Annotated in this window: 22 protein-coding genes; all 22 read right to left on the bottom strand. The window is 36.3% G+C overall.

Annotated features, from left to right (window positions below; all coding sequences use genetic code 11):
• Positions 1 to 119: 119 nt before the first annotated feature.
• Complete coding sequence (locus MWH25_RS05870; protein ID WP_248626712.1) at positions 120 to 950, bottom strand: sigma-70 family RNA polymerase sigma factor; 831 nt, start codon at positions 948 to 950, stop codon at positions 120 to 122.
• Positions 951 to 1,507: 557 nt separating this feature from the next.
• On the bottom strand, positions 1,508 to 2,794 hold the full coding sequence (gene aroA, locus MWH25_RS05865) for a 3-phosphoshikimate 1-carboxyvinyltransferase (protein ID WP_248626711.1): 1,287 nt from the start codon (positions 2,792 to 2,794) through the stop codon (positions 1,508 to 1,510).
• Positions 2,795 to 2,811: 17 nt separating this feature from the next.
• On the bottom strand, positions 2,812 to 3,906 hold the full coding sequence (locus tag MWH25_RS05860) for a prephenate dehydrogenase (protein WP_248626710.1): 1,095 nt from the start codon (positions 3,904 to 3,906) through the stop codon (positions 2,812 to 2,814).
• Between the two features lie 12 nt (positions 3,907 to 3,918).
• Positions 3,919 to 4,932, bottom strand: a complete 1,014-nt coding sequence (gene aroF, locus MWH25_RS05855) for a 3-deoxy-7-phosphoheptulonate synthase (protein ID WP_248626709.1) — start codon at positions 4,930 to 4,932, stop codon at positions 3,919 to 3,921.
• Positions 4,933 to 4,967: 35 nt separating this feature from the next.
• Positions 4,968 to 6,065, bottom strand: a complete 1,098-nt coding sequence (gene hisC, locus MWH25_RS05850) for a histidinol-phosphate transaminase (RefSeq protein ID WP_248626708.1) — start codon at positions 6,063 to 6,065, stop codon at positions 4,968 to 4,970.
• A 1-nt stretch (position 6,066) separates the two neighbouring features.
• Positions 6,067 to 6,438, bottom strand: a complete 372-nt coding sequence (aroH, locus tag MWH25_RS05845; protein ID WP_248626707.1) for a chorismate mutase — start codon at positions 6,436 to 6,438, stop codon at positions 6,067 to 6,069.
• Between the two features lie 35 nt (positions 6,439 to 6,473).
• The gene (locus MWH25_RS05840) at positions 6,474 to 6,893 is read right to left on the bottom strand and encodes a HutP family protein (RefSeq protein ID WP_248626706.1); all 420 of its coding nucleotides are present in this window, start codon (positions 6,891 to 6,893) and stop codon (positions 6,474 to 6,476) included.
• A gap of 222 nt (positions 6,894 to 7,115) precedes the next feature.
• Positions 7,116 to 7,625 carry a hypothetical protein gene (locus MWH25_RS05835; protein WP_248626705.1) on the bottom strand — a complete coding sequence of 170 codons (510 nt, stop codon included), beginning with the start codon at positions 7,623 to 7,625 and terminating at the stop codon, positions 7,116 to 7,118.
• A gap of 139 nt (positions 7,626 to 7,764) precedes the next feature.
• Positions 7,765 to 7,935: a YgaP family membrane protein gene (locus MWH25_RS05830; protein ID WP_248626704.1), complete on the bottom strand. Its 171-nt coding sequence runs from the start codon at positions 7,933 to 7,935 to the stop codon at positions 7,765 to 7,767.
• A gap of 240 nt (positions 7,936 to 8,175) precedes the next feature.
• The gene (locus MWH25_RS05825; RefSeq protein WP_248626703.1) at positions 8,176 to 9,399 is read right to left on the bottom strand and encodes a BaiN/RdsA family NAD(P)/FAD-dependent oxidoreductase; all 1,224 of its coding nucleotides are present in this window, start codon (positions 9,397 to 9,399) and stop codon (positions 8,176 to 8,178) included.
• Positions 9,400 to 9,464: 65 nt separating this feature from the next.
• Positions 9,465 to 10,163: a ribonuclease III gene (rnc, locus tag MWH25_RS05820; protein WP_248626702.1), complete on the bottom strand. Its 699-nt coding sequence runs from the start codon at positions 10,161 to 10,163 to the stop codon at positions 9,465 to 9,467.
• A gap of 17 nt (positions 10,164 to 10,180) precedes the next feature.
• The gene (fabF, locus tag MWH25_RS05815; protein WP_248626701.1) at positions 10,181 to 11,425 is read right to left on the bottom strand and encodes a beta-ketoacyl-ACP synthase II; all 1,245 of its coding nucleotides are present in this window, start codon (positions 11,423 to 11,425) and stop codon (positions 10,181 to 10,183) included.
• Positions 11,418 to 12,389 carry an NAD(P)H-dependent flavin oxidoreductase gene (locus MWH25_RS05810; RefSeq protein WP_248626700.1) on the bottom strand — a complete coding sequence of 324 codons (972 nt, stop codon included), beginning with the start codon at positions 12,387 to 12,389 and terminating at the stop codon, positions 11,418 to 11,420. The genes fabF and MWH25_RS05810 overlap by 8 nt, the downstream gene beginning before the upstream one ends.
• Positions 12,390 to 12,480: 91 nt before the next feature.
• Positions 12,481 to 12,711 carry an acyl carrier protein gene (locus MWH25_RS05805; protein WP_248626699.1) on the bottom strand — a complete coding sequence of 77 codons (231 nt, stop codon included), beginning with the start codon at positions 12,709 to 12,711 and terminating at the stop codon, positions 12,481 to 12,483.
• Positions 12,712 to 12,889: 178 nt separating this feature from the next.
• Positions 12,890 to 13,639 (bottom strand): 3-oxoacyl-[acyl-carrier-protein] reductase, encoded by a 750-nt coding sequence (gene fabG / locus MWH25_RS05800; protein WP_248626698.1) that lies wholly within the window; start codon positions 13,637 to 13,639, stop codon positions 12,890 to 12,892.
• Positions 13,640 to 13,704: 65 nt separating this feature from the next.
• Positions 13,705 to 14,634, bottom strand: coding sequence for an ACP S-malonyltransferase (gene fabD / locus MWH25_RS05795; protein WP_248626697.1), 930 nt, complete (start codon positions 14,632 to 14,634; stop codon positions 13,705 to 13,707).
• Positions 14,635 to 14,679: 45 nt separating this feature from the next.
• Positions 14,680 to 15,627, bottom strand: coding sequence for an enoyl-[acyl-carrier-protein] reductase FabK (gene fabK / locus MWH25_RS05790; RefSeq protein WP_248626696.1), 948 nt, complete (start codon positions 15,625 to 15,627; stop codon positions 14,680 to 14,682).
• Positions 15,628 to 15,643: 16 nt separating this feature from the next.
• Positions 15,644 to 16,639 carry a beta-ketoacyl-ACP synthase III gene (locus MWH25_RS05785; RefSeq protein ID WP_248626695.1) on the bottom strand — a complete coding sequence of 332 codons (996 nt, stop codon included), beginning with the start codon at positions 16,637 to 16,639 and terminating at the stop codon, positions 15,644 to 15,646.
• 5 nt (positions 16,640 to 16,644) lie between these two features.
• Positions 16,645 to 17,643 (bottom strand): phosphate acyltransferase PlsX, encoded by a 999-nt coding sequence (gene plsX, locus MWH25_RS05780; protein WP_248626693.1) that lies wholly within the window; start codon positions 17,641 to 17,643, stop codon positions 16,645 to 16,647.
• A gap of 4 nt (positions 17,644 to 17,647) precedes the next feature.
• Entirely contained in the window at positions 17,648 to 18,226 is a 579-nt protein-coding gene (fapR, locus tag MWH25_RS05775; protein ID WP_248626692.1) for a transcription factor FapR, read from the bottom strand.
• A gap of 374 nt (positions 18,227 to 18,600) precedes the next feature.
• On the bottom strand, positions 18,601 to 18,768 hold the full coding sequence (gene rpmF, locus MWH25_RS05770) for a 50S ribosomal protein L32 (protein WP_248626691.1): 168 nt from the start codon (positions 18,766 to 18,768) through the stop codon (positions 18,601 to 18,603).
• 39 nt (positions 18,769 to 18,807) lie between these two features.
• The gene (locus tag MWH25_RS05765) at positions 18,808 to 19,284 is read right to left on the bottom strand and encodes a YceD family protein (protein WP_248626690.1); all 477 of its coding nucleotides are present in this window, start codon (positions 19,282 to 19,284) and stop codon (positions 18,808 to 18,810) included.
• Between the last annotated feature and the right edge of the window lie 63 nt (positions 19,285 to 19,347).

The following is a 19,347-nucleotide window of genomic DNA, read 5'->3' as shown; positions in this document are numbered from 1 at the left end:
TGATCTTAACTGTAAACTGTTCACTGTACACTGTCAACTCAATAATGTGGCACAAAAGTGCCACATTATTGTAATTATCTACAATCATAAACAGCAACCATTTCGGTTGCTGTTTATGATTACAGGTAATCTCTTAACTTTTTACTGCGATTAGGATGCCTTAACCTCTGTAAAGCCTTCTTCTCAATCTGTCTAATCCTCTCTCGTGACAGATCATAATCTTGCCCAATCTCATTTAATGTCCTTGGTCTATCATCTAACAGTCCAAATCTCAACTGCAGAATTCTCTTTTCTCTATCCGATAATGTATCCAAGATATTATCTAGCTCCTCTTGTAATAACGTATTATAAGTTGCCTTATCTGGAGTCAATACCGTCGAATCTTCAATCATATCCCCTAAAAAAAAGTCATTCTCTTCACCAATAGGACTATCTAATGAAGCAGGCTCTTGAATAAGCTCCATAATCTTTTTAACCTTTTCTTCAGAAATATTCATCTCTTCTGCCACTTCTTCTATTTTAGGTTCTCTACCTAACTTGCTTGACAATCTATTATAAACCTTAATATACTTATTCATCGTCTCCCAAATATGAGCTGGTATTCTAATTGTACGTGATTTATCAGCTAAAGCTCGATTAATCCGCTGCTTAATCCACCAAGTTGCATAAGTACTAAAACGATATCCTTTCGTATAATCAAATTTCTTAATTGCTTGCATTAAACCTAAATTTCCTTCCTGAATTAAATCTAAGAAGTCAAGTCCTTGACCTATATACTTCTTAGCAACACTAATAACCAAACGTAAATTAGACTCAATTAAAGTCTGTTTTGCTTCTTCATCCCCTTGTTGAACCCTTTTAGCTAATTCTTTTTCTTCTTTAGCTGATAATAAATCATGAGCTGACTGGTTTAAATAGACTTTGATTCCATTACTTTGCCTACTTCCCATATTCTGCCCTCCTTTTTAAAGAACCATCTCAATTCTCTACAATAAAATCCACCCTTTATGATTAATTTCTAATTAAAAAGTTATTTTCCTGCATATATCAAATAATTACTTAATTTAGTTTCTATTTATATTTACTAGAAGCAACTAGGTGAATATTACAGAATATCGATATTTAGTGGCACTTTGCCACTAAATATCAGTGTACATTTTACAGTTGATATGGTTTCTATGGTTTTCACGAAAGGTCTTGACAAAGACCTGTAGGGACAGTTGACAGTAGATAGAAAAAATCTAAGAGCAGATTTTTTCATCACGAAGGGTTCAAAGAACCCGAAGGAAAACCTTAAATCAAAATCACTCTAAACCTGCGAACATAAGGCATTTCAGAGGTCTTAATTTTTTAAGGTTTTGATCTTAACTGTAAACTGTTCACTGTACACTGTCAACTCAATAATGTGGCACAAAAGTGCCACATTATTGTAATAAAGCTTAACCTTAGACTTGGACTTAAACTAAAAAACCACTTAACTCTATTTAGAGTTAAGTGGTTTTTTTGATTATAACTCAGTTAATAATTGTTCAAAACTCGGGAAAGAAATATTAATACATTCAGCATCTTCAATAATAATAGGCTCTTCTGCGATCAACCCCGCTATTGCTAAAGACATTGCAACTCGATGATCATCATAACTAAGACACTTAACTCCCCCTTGAATAGCTTGCTTTCCTACTATCTCCATTCCATCTTCTCGCTCTATTACCTCAACTCCTAATTTAGCTAACTCCTTTACCATTGCATCAATTCGATCAGTTTCTTTAACCCGTAACTCTTCAGCATCTTTGATTACTGTTTTTCCTTCTGCTTGACTAGCAGCTACTGCTAAAATTGGAATTTCATCGATCAATAGAGGAATCAATTCACCATCAATCACAGTTCCCTGCAATTGACTACTCCTAACTACAATATCAGTAATCGGCTCCCCATTAACTTCTCGTTGATTAAGTAACTCTAAATCAGCATTCATCTTCTCTAAAGCATCAATTACTCCTGAACGCGTTGGATTTAGCCCTACATTCTTAATTAAAAGTTCAGAATCAGCAGTAATCAACCCAGCTACCATTAAAAAAGCAGCTGAAGAGATATCCCCGGGTACTATTACTTTCTGCCCTGTTAACTCAGGGTTACCTTCTACCTTAACAGCTAAGCCATCTACTTCAACATTGGCCCCAAAATAATCAAGCATCCGCTCTGTATGATCTCGAGATTTGGCAGGTTCTATTACTTCAGTAACTCCTTCAGCATATAGACCAGCTAACAGAATTGACGATTTCACCTGAGCACTAGCTACCGGTGATCGATATTGTATCGCTGCTAAATCTTGACCACCAACCACAGTAATCGGAGCTAAATTAGCATTGTCCCTACCATAAAATTGAGCCTGCATTTCAGCTAGTGGTTTAGTAACTCTAGCCATTGGTCGACTTCGCAAAGAATCATCACCTGTTACCACAGAATAAAAATCCTGCCCAGCCAGAATCCCTAATATTAACCTCATTGTTGTTCCTGAATTACCTAAATCTAATACATCATCAGCTTCTTCCAATCCTTGTAATCCTTTGCCATGAATCGTCATTTTCTCTGTTCCTACACCATCAATTTCAATTCCTAAACTCTGAAAAGCCTTCACTGTACTTAAGCAATCTTCCCCAGTTAAAAACCCTTCTACCTCCGTCTTACCTCGGGCCAACGCTCCCAACATCACAGCCCGATGGGAAATTGATTTATCTCCAGGTACAGTTACTTCACCAGTTAAGTTGGACTTAGATTCTATCTTAAGCTGCATCTCATCACTCCTTATCGCTACTTTTTAAAGACTTTATATCCCGCTTCTTGTAAGAGACGACAAGCTTTTATTTGTTCTTCTTCCTGACTAAGGCTAAGTCGTAATGTCCCACCATCTTCTCTTACTTTTAGTACCTCTATATCTTGAATATTGATTCCTTCTTCTCCTAATATAGAAGCTACCCGACCAATAGCATTCGGTTCATCTTTTAAAGTAATAATCAACTCATAATTGGTCGGCAATAATCCTTTCTTCTTCATCGGAAGCTGCAATCTAGATTTTCGGGCTTGGCTGAGTTGTTCTAATAGCTCTTCTTCCGATTGCTCAACAATTAATTCTTTAAGTTGCTTTAATTTAGCTTCAAAAGCCTCAATCGCTGTCAATACTTCTGCCTGGTTATAAACAAAAATATCTTTCCACATTGTAGGATCTCCAGCAGCTATCCGAGTAGTATCTCTAAAACCTCCTGCTGTTAAAGAAGTAATCAACTTATCACTTTGAGCAAACTGATCAATCACCTGCATCAAATTAACTGCGACTAGATGAGGCAGATGACTTGTTAAAGCTACTACCTGATCGTGGCGCTTAGGATCTAACACAAGTACTTGGGCTCCTAACTTTTCAAGTAACGCTTTAAGGGCAATCAAAGCTGTCTGATCTGTCTGCTCAGTCTCTGCTAAAACATAAATAGCATTCTCAAATAAGTACTTATCTGCTCCCCCAGGTCCTACAACTTCAGAACCGGTCATTGGATGACCAGCAATATAAATTTGATCTTTACCAGCCACTGTTGCTTCCAATTGTTCAACCAAACTTGATTTAGTACTTCCTACATCAGTAATAATCGTTTCTTGATCAAGATATAAAATTATCTCTTCAATCAAATCAATAATAGTTCCTACAGGGGTTGCTACTATAACCAGATCAACACCCTGTACTCCCTCTTTTAAGCTAGCTGTACTATTAATTGCTCCCAACTCCAAAGCTTGTTGTAGATGGGAGGGATTTTGATCAATCCCCACCACCTCTTCAACCTGCTCTAAATCCTGAAAAGCTAAACCTAAAGATGAACCAATCAAACCAACCCCAACAACTGCTATCTTACTGATCATATTTTCACCTCATCATAAATTACGGTTAACTGCTTCAGCTATTGGTTTCATCTGCTCTACTAAGCATTTGAACTTATCAGGACGTAAGGATTGTGGCCCATCACATAACGCATTCGTTGGATCAGGATGAACCTCAATCATCAATCCATCTGCTCCCACTGCTAAGGCAGCCCTAGCTAACGGAGCAACATACTTCCATCTTCCTGTCCCGTGGCTAGGATCGATGATAATCGGTAAATGGCTCAATTCCCTAATCACAGGAACTACTGTTAAATCGACCGTATTTCTAGTCTGATCTACAAAAGTTCTAATTCCTCTCTCACACAAAATAACATCATGATTACCACCAGCCATAATATACTCGGCCGCCATTAAAAGCTCTTTATACGTAGCAGTCATAGCTCGTTTTAACAAAACTGGTCGATTAGTTTTTCCTACCTCTCGTAACAATGGATAATTTTGCATATTACGAGCACCAATCTGTAAAATATCTGCATACTCTGCTACCAATCCTACATCTCGTGTATCCATTACCTCTGTCACTACTTTTAATCCTGTTTCTTCTCTAGCTTCAGCTAACATCCTCAAACCCTCTTCTTCCAGTCCTTGAAAGCTATACGGAGAAGTTCTCGGCTTAAAAGCACCACCACGTAAAATCTGAGCACCACCATCTTTTACTTGCTGAGCTGCTTGTAATAACTGTTCTTTACTTTCAATCGCACACGGCCCAGCCATAATCGTAAAGTTATCTCCGCCTACTTTAACATCATCAATCTCAATTACCGATCTACCAGATTTAAACTGCTTCCCAGATAATTTATATGGTTTAGTTATCTCTACCACATCCTCTACTCCAGGTAAGATAGTAAAGTTATCTTTGAGTTCCATCTTTCCTTCTCCAATTACTCCAATAATAGTTTTGACTTCTCCTTCAGATAAATGAGCTTCAAATCCTAAATCTTCAATGCGATCTAATACCCGTTTTACCATATCTTTACTTGCACCATTTTCCATGACTACAATCATTATTATCTCCTCCTTTTATACTCACTACTCACAAATTAATCATTTAAAACCGCTTTTAACTGCTTGATAAAAGCTTGATTTTCCTCAGGCAGACCAACTGTAACTCTAATCTTAGTTTGATAGCCAAAGGATTCCATATTACGAATAATAATTCCTCGTTTCATCAACTCCTGAAAGACTTGTGTTGAATCTTGTGCTAAATCAACTAAAATAAAATTCGAACTAGTAGGCACATAGTCTAATTCTAATTTATCGAATTCTTGATATAAATATTCTTTCCCAGCTTGATTAAGCTCCACAGCTTTAGCTAGATGATCCTCAGCACCCAAGCTAGCTATTGCTGCCTTCTGAGCCATCAGATTAACATTAAAAGGTTGTCTTACTCTATCTATGTAATCAATCAACTTTTGATTGGCAATTCCATAGCCAATCCTCAATCCTGCTAAGGCATAAGCTTTAGAGAAAGTTCGCAAAATAATCACATTCTCATAATCAGCCAAATAATCTATAGTTTCAGGATACGCTGAATGATCAACATATTCATAATATGCCTCATCAAAGATAACTAATACATCATCAGGGACTTGAGTTAAAAAATCTTTTACTTCTTCCTCAGTTACAATTGTTCCGGTTGGATTGTTAGGATTACAAATGAAGATCAATTTAGTGTTAGGTGTTATAGCTGCAGCCATCGCTTCTAAATCATGAGCATAATCTTTTAAAGACACACTAACTATCTTGCCCCCCATAATATTAGTAGCAAATCGATATTCACTGAAAGTAGTTCCTGCTATAATTACTTCTGCTTCATCAGTAATGAATGTCTGACCTAATAAAGCCAATAATTCATCAGAACCATTACCAAAGATCAACTCATCCTCTCTTACCCCCAATTTAGTAGCTAATTTTTGGCGCAAGTAATGAACATTCCCATCAGGATAGATATTAACCTGCTCCACTGTCTCCTTCATCTTCTCAATTGCTTGAGGAGCTGGCCCTAAAGGATTTTCATTAGAAGCTAATTTAATTACTTTCTCCAATCCTAATTCCCTTTTAACATCTTCAATCGGTTTTCCCGGTACATAAGGCTCAATCTTCAAAATTTCTTGACGTACTGTACTTTCATCAATCATATTATTCTTCCTCCTCTACTAAATCTAACCTTAAGCTCTCTGCTTCTCTTAAATAAATATGGTTAATTTCAGTTAATGATTTGATAGTATTATAGTGAATTAAAATTCTAATACACTTCTCTAAAGCTCCTTTAACCTCTAACTCCTGAGTACATAATAATGGTGTATCTGTTAAGCCTATTTCTCTAGCAGCAACCGCTGGAAAGACCTGATCAAGATCAGAGGTCATTGACAAGAAGATAGATGCGATATCCTCTTCTTTAATTTCATTGAGCTTGAGCATCTCTTCTAATAACTCTCTAGTTGCTTCTAAAACCTCTTGTTCAGTATTCTCTTTTACTGTAGTTGCTCCTCTAACTCCTCTAACTTTCATCTTCTCCCTCCTTTTAGAGAAACATTATACTCACATTAAGTAGTTGCACGATGCCCCAACCCTATTGCCATCTCATTTAAATGTAATAATCCTATTCCAAAGAAGATAGCCACGCTAATATGATCATTCTTACGAGCAATCCCTATCTTTCCTCCTACATCAAAACCAATCGCCTTAGAATGGATTTGTTTTAAAGCTTCATGGGTTGCTCCAGCAACTGCTCCTTGATCAGCATGTGTATCCTTAATAACATTTTCTCTTTTAGCAGCAACAATTGCTCTTTCAATAATCTTTTTGATTGAGGAATTAAACTCTCCCCCAAAATCAACAGCAGCTACTTGCAAAGTTTCTTGTTGATAAACACTTTTTAATCGATCTTCTTCCTTACGATCACTTAATGCCATCTTAATTGCCGCAGTAGCCACTACTTTACTTGCTTGATCTTTATTCGCCATAGTATTCCTCCTTCCATTTTTTTACTCTATAATATCAAAAAGCACTCCTACCACTAGGAGTACTTAGACTAATCCCATCACCCCTACCTCACTACCATCCTACTAGTATATTCAATTTTATTAATTAAACAATTATATCCTACAGTTTTAATCTACTACCATACTACTTTTCTACGTTGACTATTATCTTAACATACTTCTAATTTTAATACAAGGAGCAATTTAAAATTGGCTATCAATTCTCACTCGTCCTAAAGTTTTATATTCATCTTGCACCCAAAATTGTTGATCTTTCTCAAATGGGTATAACAGACCAGAAAGTTCATCAATTCTAACCCATAGTCCTCTTTCAACCCCTCTAGTATCAATAATTACTCTATCACCATTTCTAACCCTTATCTGAGCAAATCCTCCAGCAAAATCATCTCTAACTTCTCCATTGACTATTAATTTAGCTTCTGGTAAATCTAACTGACCTTGAATAGTAATCCTTAACTCTTCTTCAGGTACTGAAAAAACTTCTTGAACTGGCTCACCAAACTGGTACTCTTCTTCCCCCAACAGAAGACTGACCACTGGTAAATTGGCAATTAAAGCTCTATCAAAATCCGGATTAACTAGGATTATTTGAACTGCAACTAATAATACAAACCCTATCGCTACTATTTTCAATAATATTCTTTCAATTACTTTAATTAAATCACTAACCAACCGAAAAAAACGATTAGGCATAGTCCCCCCCCTAAATATAGCTCTTTTGCTATATTAATATGTTTGCAGGAAGTTAATCTATGCCAAATAAACTATAATTTTATTTAAATTATTCAACTATTCCCTTTAAGGTTGACCAACCCATTAAGTCATAGACAATTCAATAGGAAAAAGCTGCTTCAATAAATTGAGAAATGGCAGCTATAACAATGACAATTGCCAACCAACCTATTAAATTCCAATAATAAACTAAAAAGAGCAATAAAAAACCAATAACTACTCTAACAATTCTATCCCTTCTACCTAAATTCTTTTCAAAATCAAGTTCCAATTCCCGTCACCTCAGTATTAAAATATCCTAACTTAAATCTAATTATGTAATCGTTTATTGATATAAAGTGGCACTTTGCCACTTTATATCAGTGTACAGTGGACAGTTAAGAACATTAAAACATTCAAATCAAAACCATTCTAAACCTTTAAGTATCAAGCATTTTAGAGTTCTTAGGCTCTTAAGCTTTTAAGGTTTTAATCTTAACTGTAAACTGTAAACCGTACACTGTCAACTCAATTATGTAACTTGATTACCTACTACATAACCCATCGAAAAGGCAGCTTGTAAATTAAACCCACCTGTATAAGCATCAACATCTACTAGCTCACCAGCAAAGTATAATCCTTCTACTAACTTTGATTCTAAAGTACTGGGATCAATCTCCTCTGTATCAACCCCTCCAGCAGTAACAATTGCTCGCCTAAATCCTCTCGTTCCAGTTATCGTCAACTCTAACTCGGTTAATAACTTTAATAATTCCCTTCTCTCTTCACGAGTAATCTGATTAACAAATTTATCTTCAGGAATAGATGATAAATTAATAATGATCGGAATCAATCCCTTAGGCAATAGATCACCTAAACTATTTTTAAACTGTTTCCGTGAATATTTAGAAAAATCTCTCTGTAACCGCTCATCTAACTGCTCAATCGAAAGAGCAGGTTTTAGATTAATCTTTAACTTCAATTCTTGATTTAAATTATTTGCTACCTGACGACTTAAGGTTAAAATAATTGGCCCGCTGACCCCAAAGTGAGTAAATAACATCTCTCCAAACTCTTCTACAACTTCCTCACCAGCAATAGTTAAAGTTGCAGTTACATTCTTTAACTTTAGCCCTTGTAGCTTCGTAATCCATCCTTCTGCAACTTCTAGGGGAACTAAAGAAGGGCCAGTTTTGATAATATTGTGACCTGTTTGTCGGGCCAACCGATACCCATCTCCCGCAGAACCGGTAGTTGGATAAGCAGCTCCACCTACTGCTAATAATAAATTATTACCACTATAGCTATTCTTTTTAGTCTTAGCCCCTTTAATCTCTCCCTCAGTAACTATTAATTGCTCAACTGCTTCTTTTAATCTGATTTCAACTCCATTATTCTTAATAAACTTCTTTAATGCTTCTACTACATCACGGGCTGAATCTGAAGTAGGAAAGACCCTACCACCTCGCTCCACTTTAGTCTCAACCCCCCACTCAGAAAAAAACTCTCGTAATTGCCAGTTAGAAAATGAGTAGAGACTACTATATAAAAACTTACCATTCCCAGGAAAGTTTTTAATTATCTCTTCTATCTCACAATCATTGGTCAAATTACACCTTCCCTTTCCAGTAATTAATAATTTCTTCCCTAATTGCTCATTCTTCTCTAGCAATAATACCTTCTTTCCTCTTTGAGCAGCAAAACCTGCCGCCATCATTCCCGCTGCTCCACCTCCAGCTACGATTAGATCGTACATTTAAAAAATCTCTCCTTTCTAAAATTAACAATTTAAAAAACGAAAAAGCAGCCCGCAAATACGAGCTACTGGATTTTCTTGATTGCATTTTTAGCTGCTTGTTGTTGTGCTTCTTTTTTACTAGATCCAATACCAACACCTAATACCTCATCCTCAAAGACAACTTGCACAGTAAATTCCTTATTATGATCTGGTCCTTCTTCCTTGACTACAGAGTATTCAGGACGAGAATTAGAACTTTGTTGAATCAACTCTTGTAATAAAGTTTTATAATCTTGAATATGCTCTCCTGCTTCAACCGTCATAATATCAGCTGTTAATAACTCTAAAATAAATTTCCTGACAGTTTCCAAACCTTGATCTAAATAAATGCTTCCCACTAATGCTTCAAAAGCATCTGCCAAAATTGAATCTCGCTTTCTTCCCCCTGTAATCTCTTCACCTTTTCCTAATAACAGATAATCACCTAGATTAATCTCTTTAGACTTTTCAGCCAAGACTGGAGCACTGACTACTACCGATCTAATCTTAGCCAATTCTCCTTCAGGATGATCAGGATATTTAGTGAAAATATATTCACTGATTACTAAATCTAAAATAGCATCTCCTAAAAATTCCAATCGCTCATTATTCTTCAAACCTCGTTCTCTATTTTCATTAGAATAAGATTTGTGAGTGATAGCTCTCTTTACTAATTCTTCATCTTGAAACTCAACCTCAATCTCCTGCTCTAATTTATCAACTTTTTGCTTATCAAACTCCATGTTATCAACACCTTATATTAAGCATTATACTCCTTTAAGATAATAGTAGCATTCTGACCTCCAAAACCTAGTGAATTAGATAAAGCTACGCTTACCTCTCTTTCTTTAGCTTCATTTGCTGCATAATCAAGATCACACTCTGGATCTACATTTTCATAATTGATTGTCGGTGGAACGATATTATTTTGAATAGCTAAAGCTAAAGCAATAGCTTCTATTCCTCCTGCTCCTCCCAACAAGTGTCCAGTCATTGATTTAGTCGAGCTTACTATTAACTGCTCAGCATGTTCGCCAAAAACCTTTTTAATAGCTGCTGTTTCCAACTTATCATTGGCAGGTGTAGAAGTACCATGAGCATTAATATAGTCCATCTCTTCTGGCTCAAGATTACCTTCTTCAAGGGCCATCTCCATCGCTCTAGCAGCACCTTCACCACCAGGAGCTGGAGCAGTAATATGATGAGCGTCAGCAGACATACCATACCCAGCTACTTCAGCATAAATCTTAGCACCTCTAGCTTGAGCACTTTCTAGGGATTCCAAAATCAAGACTCCAGAACCTTCGCCCATTACAAATCCATCACGTTCTGCATCAAAAGGTCGACTGGCTGCTTGTGGATTATCATTATTAGTACTCATTGCTTTCATAGCACAAAATCCAGCACAAGAAGCAGGAGTAATTGCTGCTTCAGTTCCACCAGCAATCATCATCTTAGCATCTCCACGCTTAATAATCTCAAAAGCATCCCCTAAAGCATTAGTTCCTGAAGCACAAGCAGTTACTGCTGTTACATTTGGCCCTTTGGCACCAGTATGGATAGAAACCTGCCCAGCAGCCATATTAGCAATCATCATCGGAATAAAAAACGGGCTGACTCGATTTGGTCCTCTCTTTAACAATCGATTATACTGCTTTTCAAAAGTCTCTACCCCTCCAATTCCTGAACCGATCAAGACTCCAATTTCATTCTCATTCTCTTCATCAATCTCTAACTCTGCATCTTCAAGGGCCAATTTTGCCCCAGCTACAGCAAATTGCGCATAACGATCCATTCTTTTAGCTTCCTTATGCTCTATACCAAAATTCTTAACATCAAAATCTTTGACTTCAGCAGCAATTTGAGTTTTATATTCACTAGCATCAAAATGAGTAATAGTGTCAACCCCTGATTTTCCTGCTGTTAATGAGGACCAATAATTCTCAATTCCATTTCCGATAGGAGAAATGACCCCCATTCCAGTTATCACTACACGATTAGTCATCTTTTGTATTCCCTCCTAAGTACTCTTTAGCTTCTTTAATTAGATTTTCGAATATTTCTTTGACAGGTAATATTTCATTTAATTGATATGCTTTCTCACCGGCAAATACTAAACCATTAGCCATATCGCCACCTTGAGCTTCTAGCAAGGACTTCATAATGCAGAATCTACGAGAACACTTTTTTAAACAGAGATAGTTACATGATTTTCCTGTATCCAATTCGTCATCCTCCACCTTGTTTAAAAATTCATTTCGTAAAACTCTTCCTGGTAAGCCAACTGGACTATCTATAACAACTCCATCTTCTGGAGTAGCATTCATATATAATTCTTTAAATTCATCTTCGACTTCACACTCTTCACTAGCTACAAATCTAGAGCCCATTTGAACTCCATCTGCTCCCATTTCTAATACTTCAGCTATATCTTGACCATTTATAATTCCCCCAGCAGCAATAACTGGAATTTCAACTACGTCAACAATTTTATCAATTAATGATTTCATTGGTTGATCAGTACCTAAATGTCCACCAGCTTCTTTTCCTTCTACTACAATAGCAGAAGCTCCTAATCTCTCAGAAATTTTTGCTAATTTAACCGATGATACAATTGGAACAATTTCAACATCGCTTTCTTGACCTAAGGAGAATAAATCACGAGAAAATCCTGCTCCTGCTACTATTAAATCAATCCCTTCACTAATAGATGCATTAACCAAATCCTTAAATTCATTAATTGCCACCATAATATTTACACCAATAATTCCTGTAGATAACTCACGCGCCCGTTTAATCTCTTCTTTAATCTCTTTTACTGTTAAGCCAGAACCAGCTATTAATCCTATCCCACCTTCTTTAGCTACAGCTGCAGCTAAAGGAGCAGTAGAAACTTTAACAGCCATACCACCTTGAATAATGGGCACCTTAGCTACTAAATCGCCTATTCTTAATTTAGGTAATTCCAAGATTATTCCCCCAGTTTTTAATTTATTAATGGATAAAGCCCCCGTTTATAAAATTATAAACGGGGCACCATCCATCCAAACAGATTATAAATTATAAAGCGTTTTCAATATAATCTACTGCATCTTGTACAGTTCCAATATCTTCTGCATCCTCATCAGGAATCTCAATATCAAATTCCTCTTCAAATGCCATAACAACCTCAACAATATCTAAAGAATCAGCTCCTAAATCATCAATGAATGAAGCCTCTGGAGTTACTTCATCAGCATCTACGCCTAACTCTATAACAACAATCTCTTGAATTTTTTCTAATGTATCCATTCCTGTCACCTCCTTTCAAAAGATCAGTTAATATTTAATAATGAATAATGAATAGTTAAAAACAAACTTCAAAACCTAACATTAGAAACTATATAAATTTAACTATAGACTATTTTGTTTTTTATTTTTTAAGGTCTGCAACTATTAACTATTAAATATTCACTATTCATTGCTTTTCTTACATAGTCATTCCACCGTCGACTCTAATAACTTCACCGGTGATATATTTTGCACCTTCACTTGCTAAAAATAAAGCTGTATCAGCAACATCTTCTGGCTGTCCAAAACTATTAGCAGGAATCACACTGAGCATCTGTTCAACTACCTTATCAGATAATTGATCTGTCATTGCAGTTTCAATAAATCCAGGGGCAATTGCATTGACAGTTACTCCTCTAGCTGCCAACTCCTTAGCAACAGATTTAGTAAATCCAATCAAGCCTGCTTTAGAAGCCGCATAATTAGATTGCCCAGCATTACCCATTAAGCCAACAACAGACGCTATATTAATAATTCTACCACTACGTTGCTTCATCATCGTTCTACTGACAGCCTTAGTGACATTGAACGCTCCCTTTAAATTAACATCTAATACAGCATCCCAATCTTCTTCTTTCATTCTAAGTAATAATTTATCTTTAGTAATTCCAGCATTATTGACTAAGATATCAACCGTATCAAATTTCTTCTTTCCTTCTTTAACCATATCCTTCACTTCTTCCATGGCAGTTACATCTGCTTGCAAAGCAATTGCTTCTGCACCTAAATCTTCAATCTCTTCTACTACCTGCTGAGCACTTTCAGCTTCACTAGCAACTGGATAATTAATTACTAATTTAGCACCCTCTTGAGCCAATTTTAAAGCAATTACCTTTCCAATCCCTTGTGAACTACCGGTAACAAGTGCTACCTTCCCCTTTAATGACATTTCTTTCACTCTCCTGCTCTTTAATTATATATTTTCCCTAATCAACCATCTTGTATAACTAAAAATTACAGCTTTTTAAATGTTTTTTCTAAAGAACGTTGATCTTGAACATTTAATGCTGTTACACTACGATCAATCCTTCTCATAAACCCTTTTAAAACTCTACCTGGGCCAACTTCAATGAAGGTATCTACACCAACATCAATCATTTGACGAATAGATTCTTCCCAGCGTACTGAACCACTAATCTGCTCAATTAAAGCAGCTTTAATCTCATCTACTTCAGTTGTAATCTCTGCTTTAACATTAGTTACAAGGGGTAAGTTAGGTTCCTTAAACTCGATTCTTTCAAATTCTTGGGCCAACTTCTCCCCAGCCGATTTCATCAACCTAGAATGGAAAGGTCCACTAACATCTAACATAATTGCTCTTTTGGCCCCAGTTTCCTTGGCTAATTCAGCTGTCTGTTCAACCGCTTTCTTCTCGCCAGAAATAACGACTTGACCTGGACAGTTAAAATTAGCTACTTCAACTATACCATACTTACTTCCGGCAGTACAAACTTCCTGCACCTCATCTGCTGCCAGACCAATAATTGCAGCCATTGTTCCTTCTCCAGAAGGGTCTGCTGCTGCCATCAACTGCCCTCTCTTTCTGACCAATTGAACAGCATCAGATAAATCCAATACTCCTGCAGCAACTAAAGCAGAATATTCACCAAGGCTATGTCCTGCAACTAAATCAGGTTCAAGCCCTTTTTCTAACAATAATTTATAAACTCCAATGCTGGTAGCCAAAATAGCCGGTTGAGTATTACTTGTCTCCTTTAACTCATCTGCTGGCCCTGAAAAGCATAATTCTGATATATCTATATCTAAGGCTTGATCAGCTTCTTCAAAAACTTCTTTAGTTACTTCAAACTCCTGGGCCAATTCTGCTCCCATTCCTACTTTTTGTGAACCTTGCCCAGGAAAAATAAATGCCATTTTTCCCATCATATATCCCTCCAAAACCGATTACTAATTACTAATCACCAGTTACTAATTACTAATTAACTCACAACTTTTCTCTAAAACTTCTTCCGCAACAGCCACAACATCAGCAATAATATCTGCAGCCGATTCTTCTTTAGCAATCATTCCTGCCACCTGTCCAGCCATCACAGTTCCTTCTTCAACATCTCCTTCAATCACAGCTCGCTTTAAACGACCTATTCCCAATTCTTCAATCTTATCCTTAGAAGCATCTTCACGCTCCATCTTTTCAATCTGACGAGTCAATTTATTCTTTAAATTCCGAACAGGATGTCCAGTAGAACGAGCCGTTACGATTGCATCTCTATCTTTAGCTTTAATGATAGCTTCCTTATAATTATCATGAGCAATACATTCTGTAGCACAAACAAATCGAGTTCCTATTTGAGCTCCAACAGCACCTAATGATAACACTGCTGCTAAACCACGACCATCTGCGACTCCTCCTGCTGCAATAACAGGAATATCAATAGCATCAACAATCTGAGGTATTAAAGCCGTCGTTGTCAACTGACCAATATGACCTCCTGATTCATTACCTTCAGCAATTACAGCATCAACGTCAAACCGAGTTATTCTCTTAGCTAAAGCTACCGAAGGAACTACCGGAATAACTTTGGCCCCAACTGTCTTTAAATCTTTAATATATTTACCAGGATTACCAGCACCAGTAGTTACAACAGCCACTTCTTCTTCTACAATAACTTCCATCACCTGATCAACATGAGGTGATAGTAACATAACATTAACTCCAAATGGTTTGTCTGTTGTCTGTTTAACCTTTTGAATCTCCTCCCTAACTGCATCAGCCGGTGCATTTCCTGCTCCAATAATACCTAACCCACCAGCTTCCGAAACAGCAGCCGCTAACTCTCCGGTTGCAACCCAAGCCATTCCTCCTTGGATAATAGGATATTCGATGTCTAATAGTTCGCATAATTCTGTCCTTATCATTTTTATATTTCCCCCTTTATGACCATTCTATGACTGTTGCTCCCCAAGTTAATCCAGCTCCAAATCCAACTAACACAATAATATCGCCTTCTTTTATCTTTCCTTCTCGCACAGCTTCATCCAAGGCCAGTGGAACTGAAGCAGCAGAAGTATTTCCGTACCTATCAAGATTAACATAAATCTGTTCTTCAGTTAAATCAAGTCTTTTTCTAGCAGCATCAATAATTCTAATATTGGCCTGATGTGGAATTAAATAATCAATATCTTCACTACTCAACCCTACTTGCTGTAATGCTTCCTTAGCCGCTTTACCTAAAATTCTAACAGCAAATTTGAAGACAGGATTACCATCCATTTCAACATAATGTGCCCGTTCTTCAAGTACTCCTTGAGAAAAAGGTCGCTTTGAACCACCACCTGGAATCTTTAAAACTTCACCTTTAGAACCATCAGCACCTAAAGAGTTAGATAAGATTCCAGCAGAATCAGTCGGTTGTAAGACCACAGCTCCAGCACCATCGCCAAATAAGATACATGTTCCTCTATCTTCCCAATCAATTATCTTAGAAAAAGTTTCAGCACCAACGACTAAAATATTATCATAAGCACCTGTTTCTATATACTGAGTTGCTACTGATATACCATAAATAAAGCCTGTACACGCAGCAGCCAAATCAAAAGCTGGAATTCCTTCAGCCCCTAGCTTATCTTGTAATATGCAGGCTGTTGAAGGAAATCCAAGATAATCAGGAGTTGAAGTAGCTACTAAGATCAGATCTAAATCCTCTACATCTAAATCAGCATCCTGTAATGCAGCTGTTGCTGCCTGATAAGCCAAATCAGAAGTAGTAACTTCCTCCTCGACTATTCTTCTCTCTTCAATTCCTGTTCTGGTTATAATCCATTCAGCATCAGTATCAACTATTCCTTCTAAATCAATATTTGTCATTACATTTTCTGGTACAAATGAACCAATCCCTGCAATCTTGGCCCTTCTTAATTCCTGCTTCATAACTATTAATCAGTCCTTCCATCAATATTAGCTTTTATTGAATCAATCAATCTAGCTTCGATCGATTCTTGGGCAATTTTTATTGCATTCTTAATTGCTTTGGCATTCGAACTACCATGACTAATAATTACTATTCCATTAATTCCTAATAAAGGAGCACCACCATACTCTGTATAATCCATCTTCTTTTTAACTCTACTAAAAGCAGGTTTTAATAATAAACCACCTAATTTAGTCAACCAACTTGCTTCAATCTCCTGCTTAATAATTTTAAATAAACTCTTAACTAAGCCTTCCGATGTCTTTAGTACTATATTACCCACAAATCCATCAGTTAACACTACATCATATTCTCCAGTAAAGATGTCTCTTCCTTCAATATTCCCAGCAAAATTTATATCATCTCTCTCTTTTAGCATTTGATGAACATTCAAAATCAATTCATTACCTTTCTTTTCCTCTTCACCAATACTCAATAAGCCAACTTTAGGATTCGATTTATGTAAGATTTCAGCAGCATAAATTTGACCCATTACTGCTTGTTGAAATAAATGTTCAGGCTTGCTATCTACATTGGCCCCTGCATCTAAGACTAAAGTTCGCTCTTTAAGTGTTGGAAATACAGCACCAATTGCTGGTCTTTTAACCCCTTCTATTCGACCAATATTAAATAGACCACCTGCCATTACTGCTCCAGTATTTCCTGCAGATACAAAACCATCAACTTCTCCTTCTTTAACCAATCTCGTACCTATTGCAATAGTTGAATCTTTCTTCTTCCGTAATGCTTTAGCAGGAGATTCATTCATCCCAATCATTTCTGAGGCATGATGAATTTCTATTTTTTCTTTCGAAAAAGAATATTGCTTAAGTTCTTCCTCCAATCTATCCTCTGGGCCAACTAAAATTATTTGACCATTACACTCATTAATAATTTCCATGACACCTTTAACTATCTCCTGTGGTGCATAATCTCCACCCATTGCATCAACAGCAATCCTCAATACTCTAAACCTCCTTACGATCAGGGTCATCGTCAACTGAAAAAATTATAAACTCTCCCCTAAAAACTATATCTTCGCTTGCCTTAGTTTCTACGTTAACATAAAATTTATTCTCTTTTGCTTTATCTACTCTAGCCTTAGCCTTCAATCTTTCTCCAATATAAACCGGTCTATTATATCTAACATCTGCTGAACCCGTCAAAGCTACATCAGTATCAATTATCGCTACAGCTAGTGAATTAGCTTGAGCAAAAATATGATGTCCCCGCATAATTTTTGTCTTTTCCAAACAAAGCTCTTCAGTAACCTCTAAAATAGAAAGACCATTTTGATCAAGCTCAATATCTACTAGTTCACCAATAATTTCTCCACTTTGTACAGACTTAACTTTAGAATAAGCCTGTTTAGCTACCATTTTAGTTCTCTTACGTACTTCAGGTATTCCCAATTCCATTCTATCTAGGCGAATAGTTTGAATACTGACCTCAAACATTTCAGCCAACTCTTTATCGACTAAAAATGGATTCTCCTTTAATTTATCCCGTAATTTATTCTGGCGCTCAGCTTTTCTCAATCTACCCATTTATTATTACCACCTATTGAAACCTTATATTAAGACCAGGTACTAATTTTCTTCCACTTAGTATTATATATAATTTTATCCCTAAGTGCAAGAGAAATTAGGTTATTTTTATTAATATATGATATTTAGTGGCAAGAGCCACTAAATATCAGTGTACAGTTAACGGTTGACAAAGAAAGAACATTAAAACATTAAATCTAAAACCAGTCTAGCCATTTTGATATATCGCTTTTCAGAAATCTTAAATTTTTAATCTCTTGACTTTTAACTATAAACTGTAAACCGTAAATTGTCAACTATCTTCTAACATATGTTACAAAATAAAAAAAGAGTAAGGCTTTATCTCCCCTACTCTTTTCATCTATTCACTATATTTACTTAACCTTCTTACCTTTGTAATATCCACACTCTGGACAAACACGATGTGATAACTTGAAATCATGGCATTGAGGACATTCAACCAAGTTAGGAGCATTTAATTTCCAATGAGTTCTCCTCTTTCTTTTGCGCGTTTTAGAAGTCCTCCTCTTAGGTACTGCCATAAAAAACACCTCCTCTACTAAATTGAACTACTATGATGTTTATTCTTTATCAGGTAGTAATTTTTCTAGTTTTGCTAATCTAGGATCAACCTTATGCATTATACAATCACAGTCTTCCTCATTTAAATTCTTTCCACAATTTGGACATAGCCCTTGGCAATCCTCATCGCAGATATATTTCATTGGAGTAGCTAACCTAATATGTTCAACTAAAATATTACTAATATCAAGTTCCACATCCTCAACTTCTTCTTCTGGAACTTCTCCTTTAATTTCAAATTCCAAACTCCGCTTAAACTTCTCTAGACAGCGACTACAAATTGCTTGTAATGATAAAGAGGCAGTCCCAACAACAACATACTCACCTTCAGAGTTGATAATCTTTAACTCAAGGCTACTGGGATCAACAACTGTAATTTTTTGTTCTTCAATTAGCTTATTGTTTAAAGCTATTGGCATTTCGACTGTCATCATTGCTCCAAGGTCATCCTTGATTTCTGCAATATTTACTTTCATTTAATCACCTCTACTAATTGCCTCTATCCCATCATCAATAGAATAACAAATTCATTATAATAT

The organism is Natroniella acetigena, from assembly GCF_023227745.1.
Taxonomy (GTDB): domain Bacteria; phylum Bacillota; class Halanaerobiia; order Halobacteroidales; family Halobacteroidaceae; genus Natroniella; species Natroniella acetigena.
This window is presented reverse-complemented; position numbering and strand designations above follow the sequence as displayed.

Bases quoted from the DNA above. Each gene is read 5' to 3' on its own strand.
- MWH25_RS05870 (WP_248626712.1), bottom strand. From the start codon at position 950: ATGGGAAGTAGGCAAAGTAATGGAATCAAAGTCTATTTAAACCAGTCA.
- aroA (WP_248626711.1), bottom strand. From the start codon at position 2,794: ATGCAGCTTAAGATAGAATCTAAGTCCAACTTAACTGGTGAAGTAACT.
- MWH25_RS05860 (WP_248626710.1), bottom strand. From the start codon at position 3,906: ATGATCAGTAAGATAGCAGTTGTTGGGGTTGGTTTGATTGGTTCATCT.
- aroF (WP_248626709.1), bottom strand. From the start codon at position 4,932: ATGATTGTAGTCATGGAAAATGGTGCAAGTAAAGATATGGTAAAACGG.
- hisC (WP_248626708.1), bottom strand. From the start codon at position 6,065: ATGATTGATGAAAGTACAGTACGTCAAGAAATTTTGAAGATTGAGCCT.
- aroH (WP_248626707.1), bottom strand. From the start codon at position 6,438: ATGAAAGTTAGAGGAGTTAGAGGAGCAACTACAGTAAAAGAGAATACT.
- MWH25_RS05840 (WP_248626706.1), bottom strand. From the start codon at position 6,893: ATGGCGAATAAAGATCAAGCAAGTAAAGTAGTGGCTACTGCGGCAATT.
- MWH25_RS05835 (WP_248626705.1), bottom strand. From the start codon at position 7,625: ATGCCTAATCGTTTTTTTCGGTTGGTTAGTGATTTAATTAAAGTAATT.
- MWH25_RS05825 (WP_248626703.1), bottom strand. From the start codon at position 9,399: ATGTACGATCTAATCGTAGCTGGAGGTGGAGCAGCGGGAATGATGGCG.
- rnc (WP_248626702.1), bottom strand. From the start codon at position 10,163: ATGGAGTTTGATAAGCAAAAAGTTGATAAATTAGAGCAGGAGATTGAG.
- fabF (WP_248626701.1), bottom strand. From the start codon at position 11,425: ATGACTAATCGTGTAGTGATAACTGGAATGGGGGTCATTTCTCCTATC.
- MWH25_RS05805 (WP_248626699.1), bottom strand. From the start codon at position 12,711: ATGGATACATTAGAAAAAATTCAAGAGATTGTTGTTATAGAGTTAGGC.
- fabG (WP_248626698.1), bottom strand. From the start codon at position 13,639: ATGTCATTAAAGGGGAAGGTAGCACTTGTTACCGGTAGTTCACAAGGG.
- fabD (WP_248626697.1), bottom strand. From the start codon at position 14,634: ATGGGAAAAATGGCATTTATTTTTCCTGGGCAAGGTTCACAAAAAGTA.
- fabK (WP_248626696.1), bottom strand. From the start codon at position 15,627: ATGATAAGGACAGAATTATGCGAACTATTAGACATCGAATATCCTATT.
- MWH25_RS05785 (WP_248626695.1), bottom strand. From the start codon at position 16,639: ATGAAGCAGGAATTAAGAAGGGCCAAGATTGCAGGGATTGGTTCATTT.
- fapR (WP_248626692.1), bottom strand. From the start codon at position 18,226: ATGGGTAGATTGAGAAAAGCTGAGCGCCAGAATAAATTACGGGATAAA.
- rpmF (WP_248626691.1), bottom strand. From the start codon at position 18,768: ATGGCAGTACCTAAGAGGAGGACTTCTAAAACGCGCAAAAGAAAGAGG.
- MWH25_RS05765 (WP_248626690.1), bottom strand. From the start codon at position 19,284: ATGAAAGTAAATATTGCAGAAATCAAGGATGACCTTGGAGCAATGATG.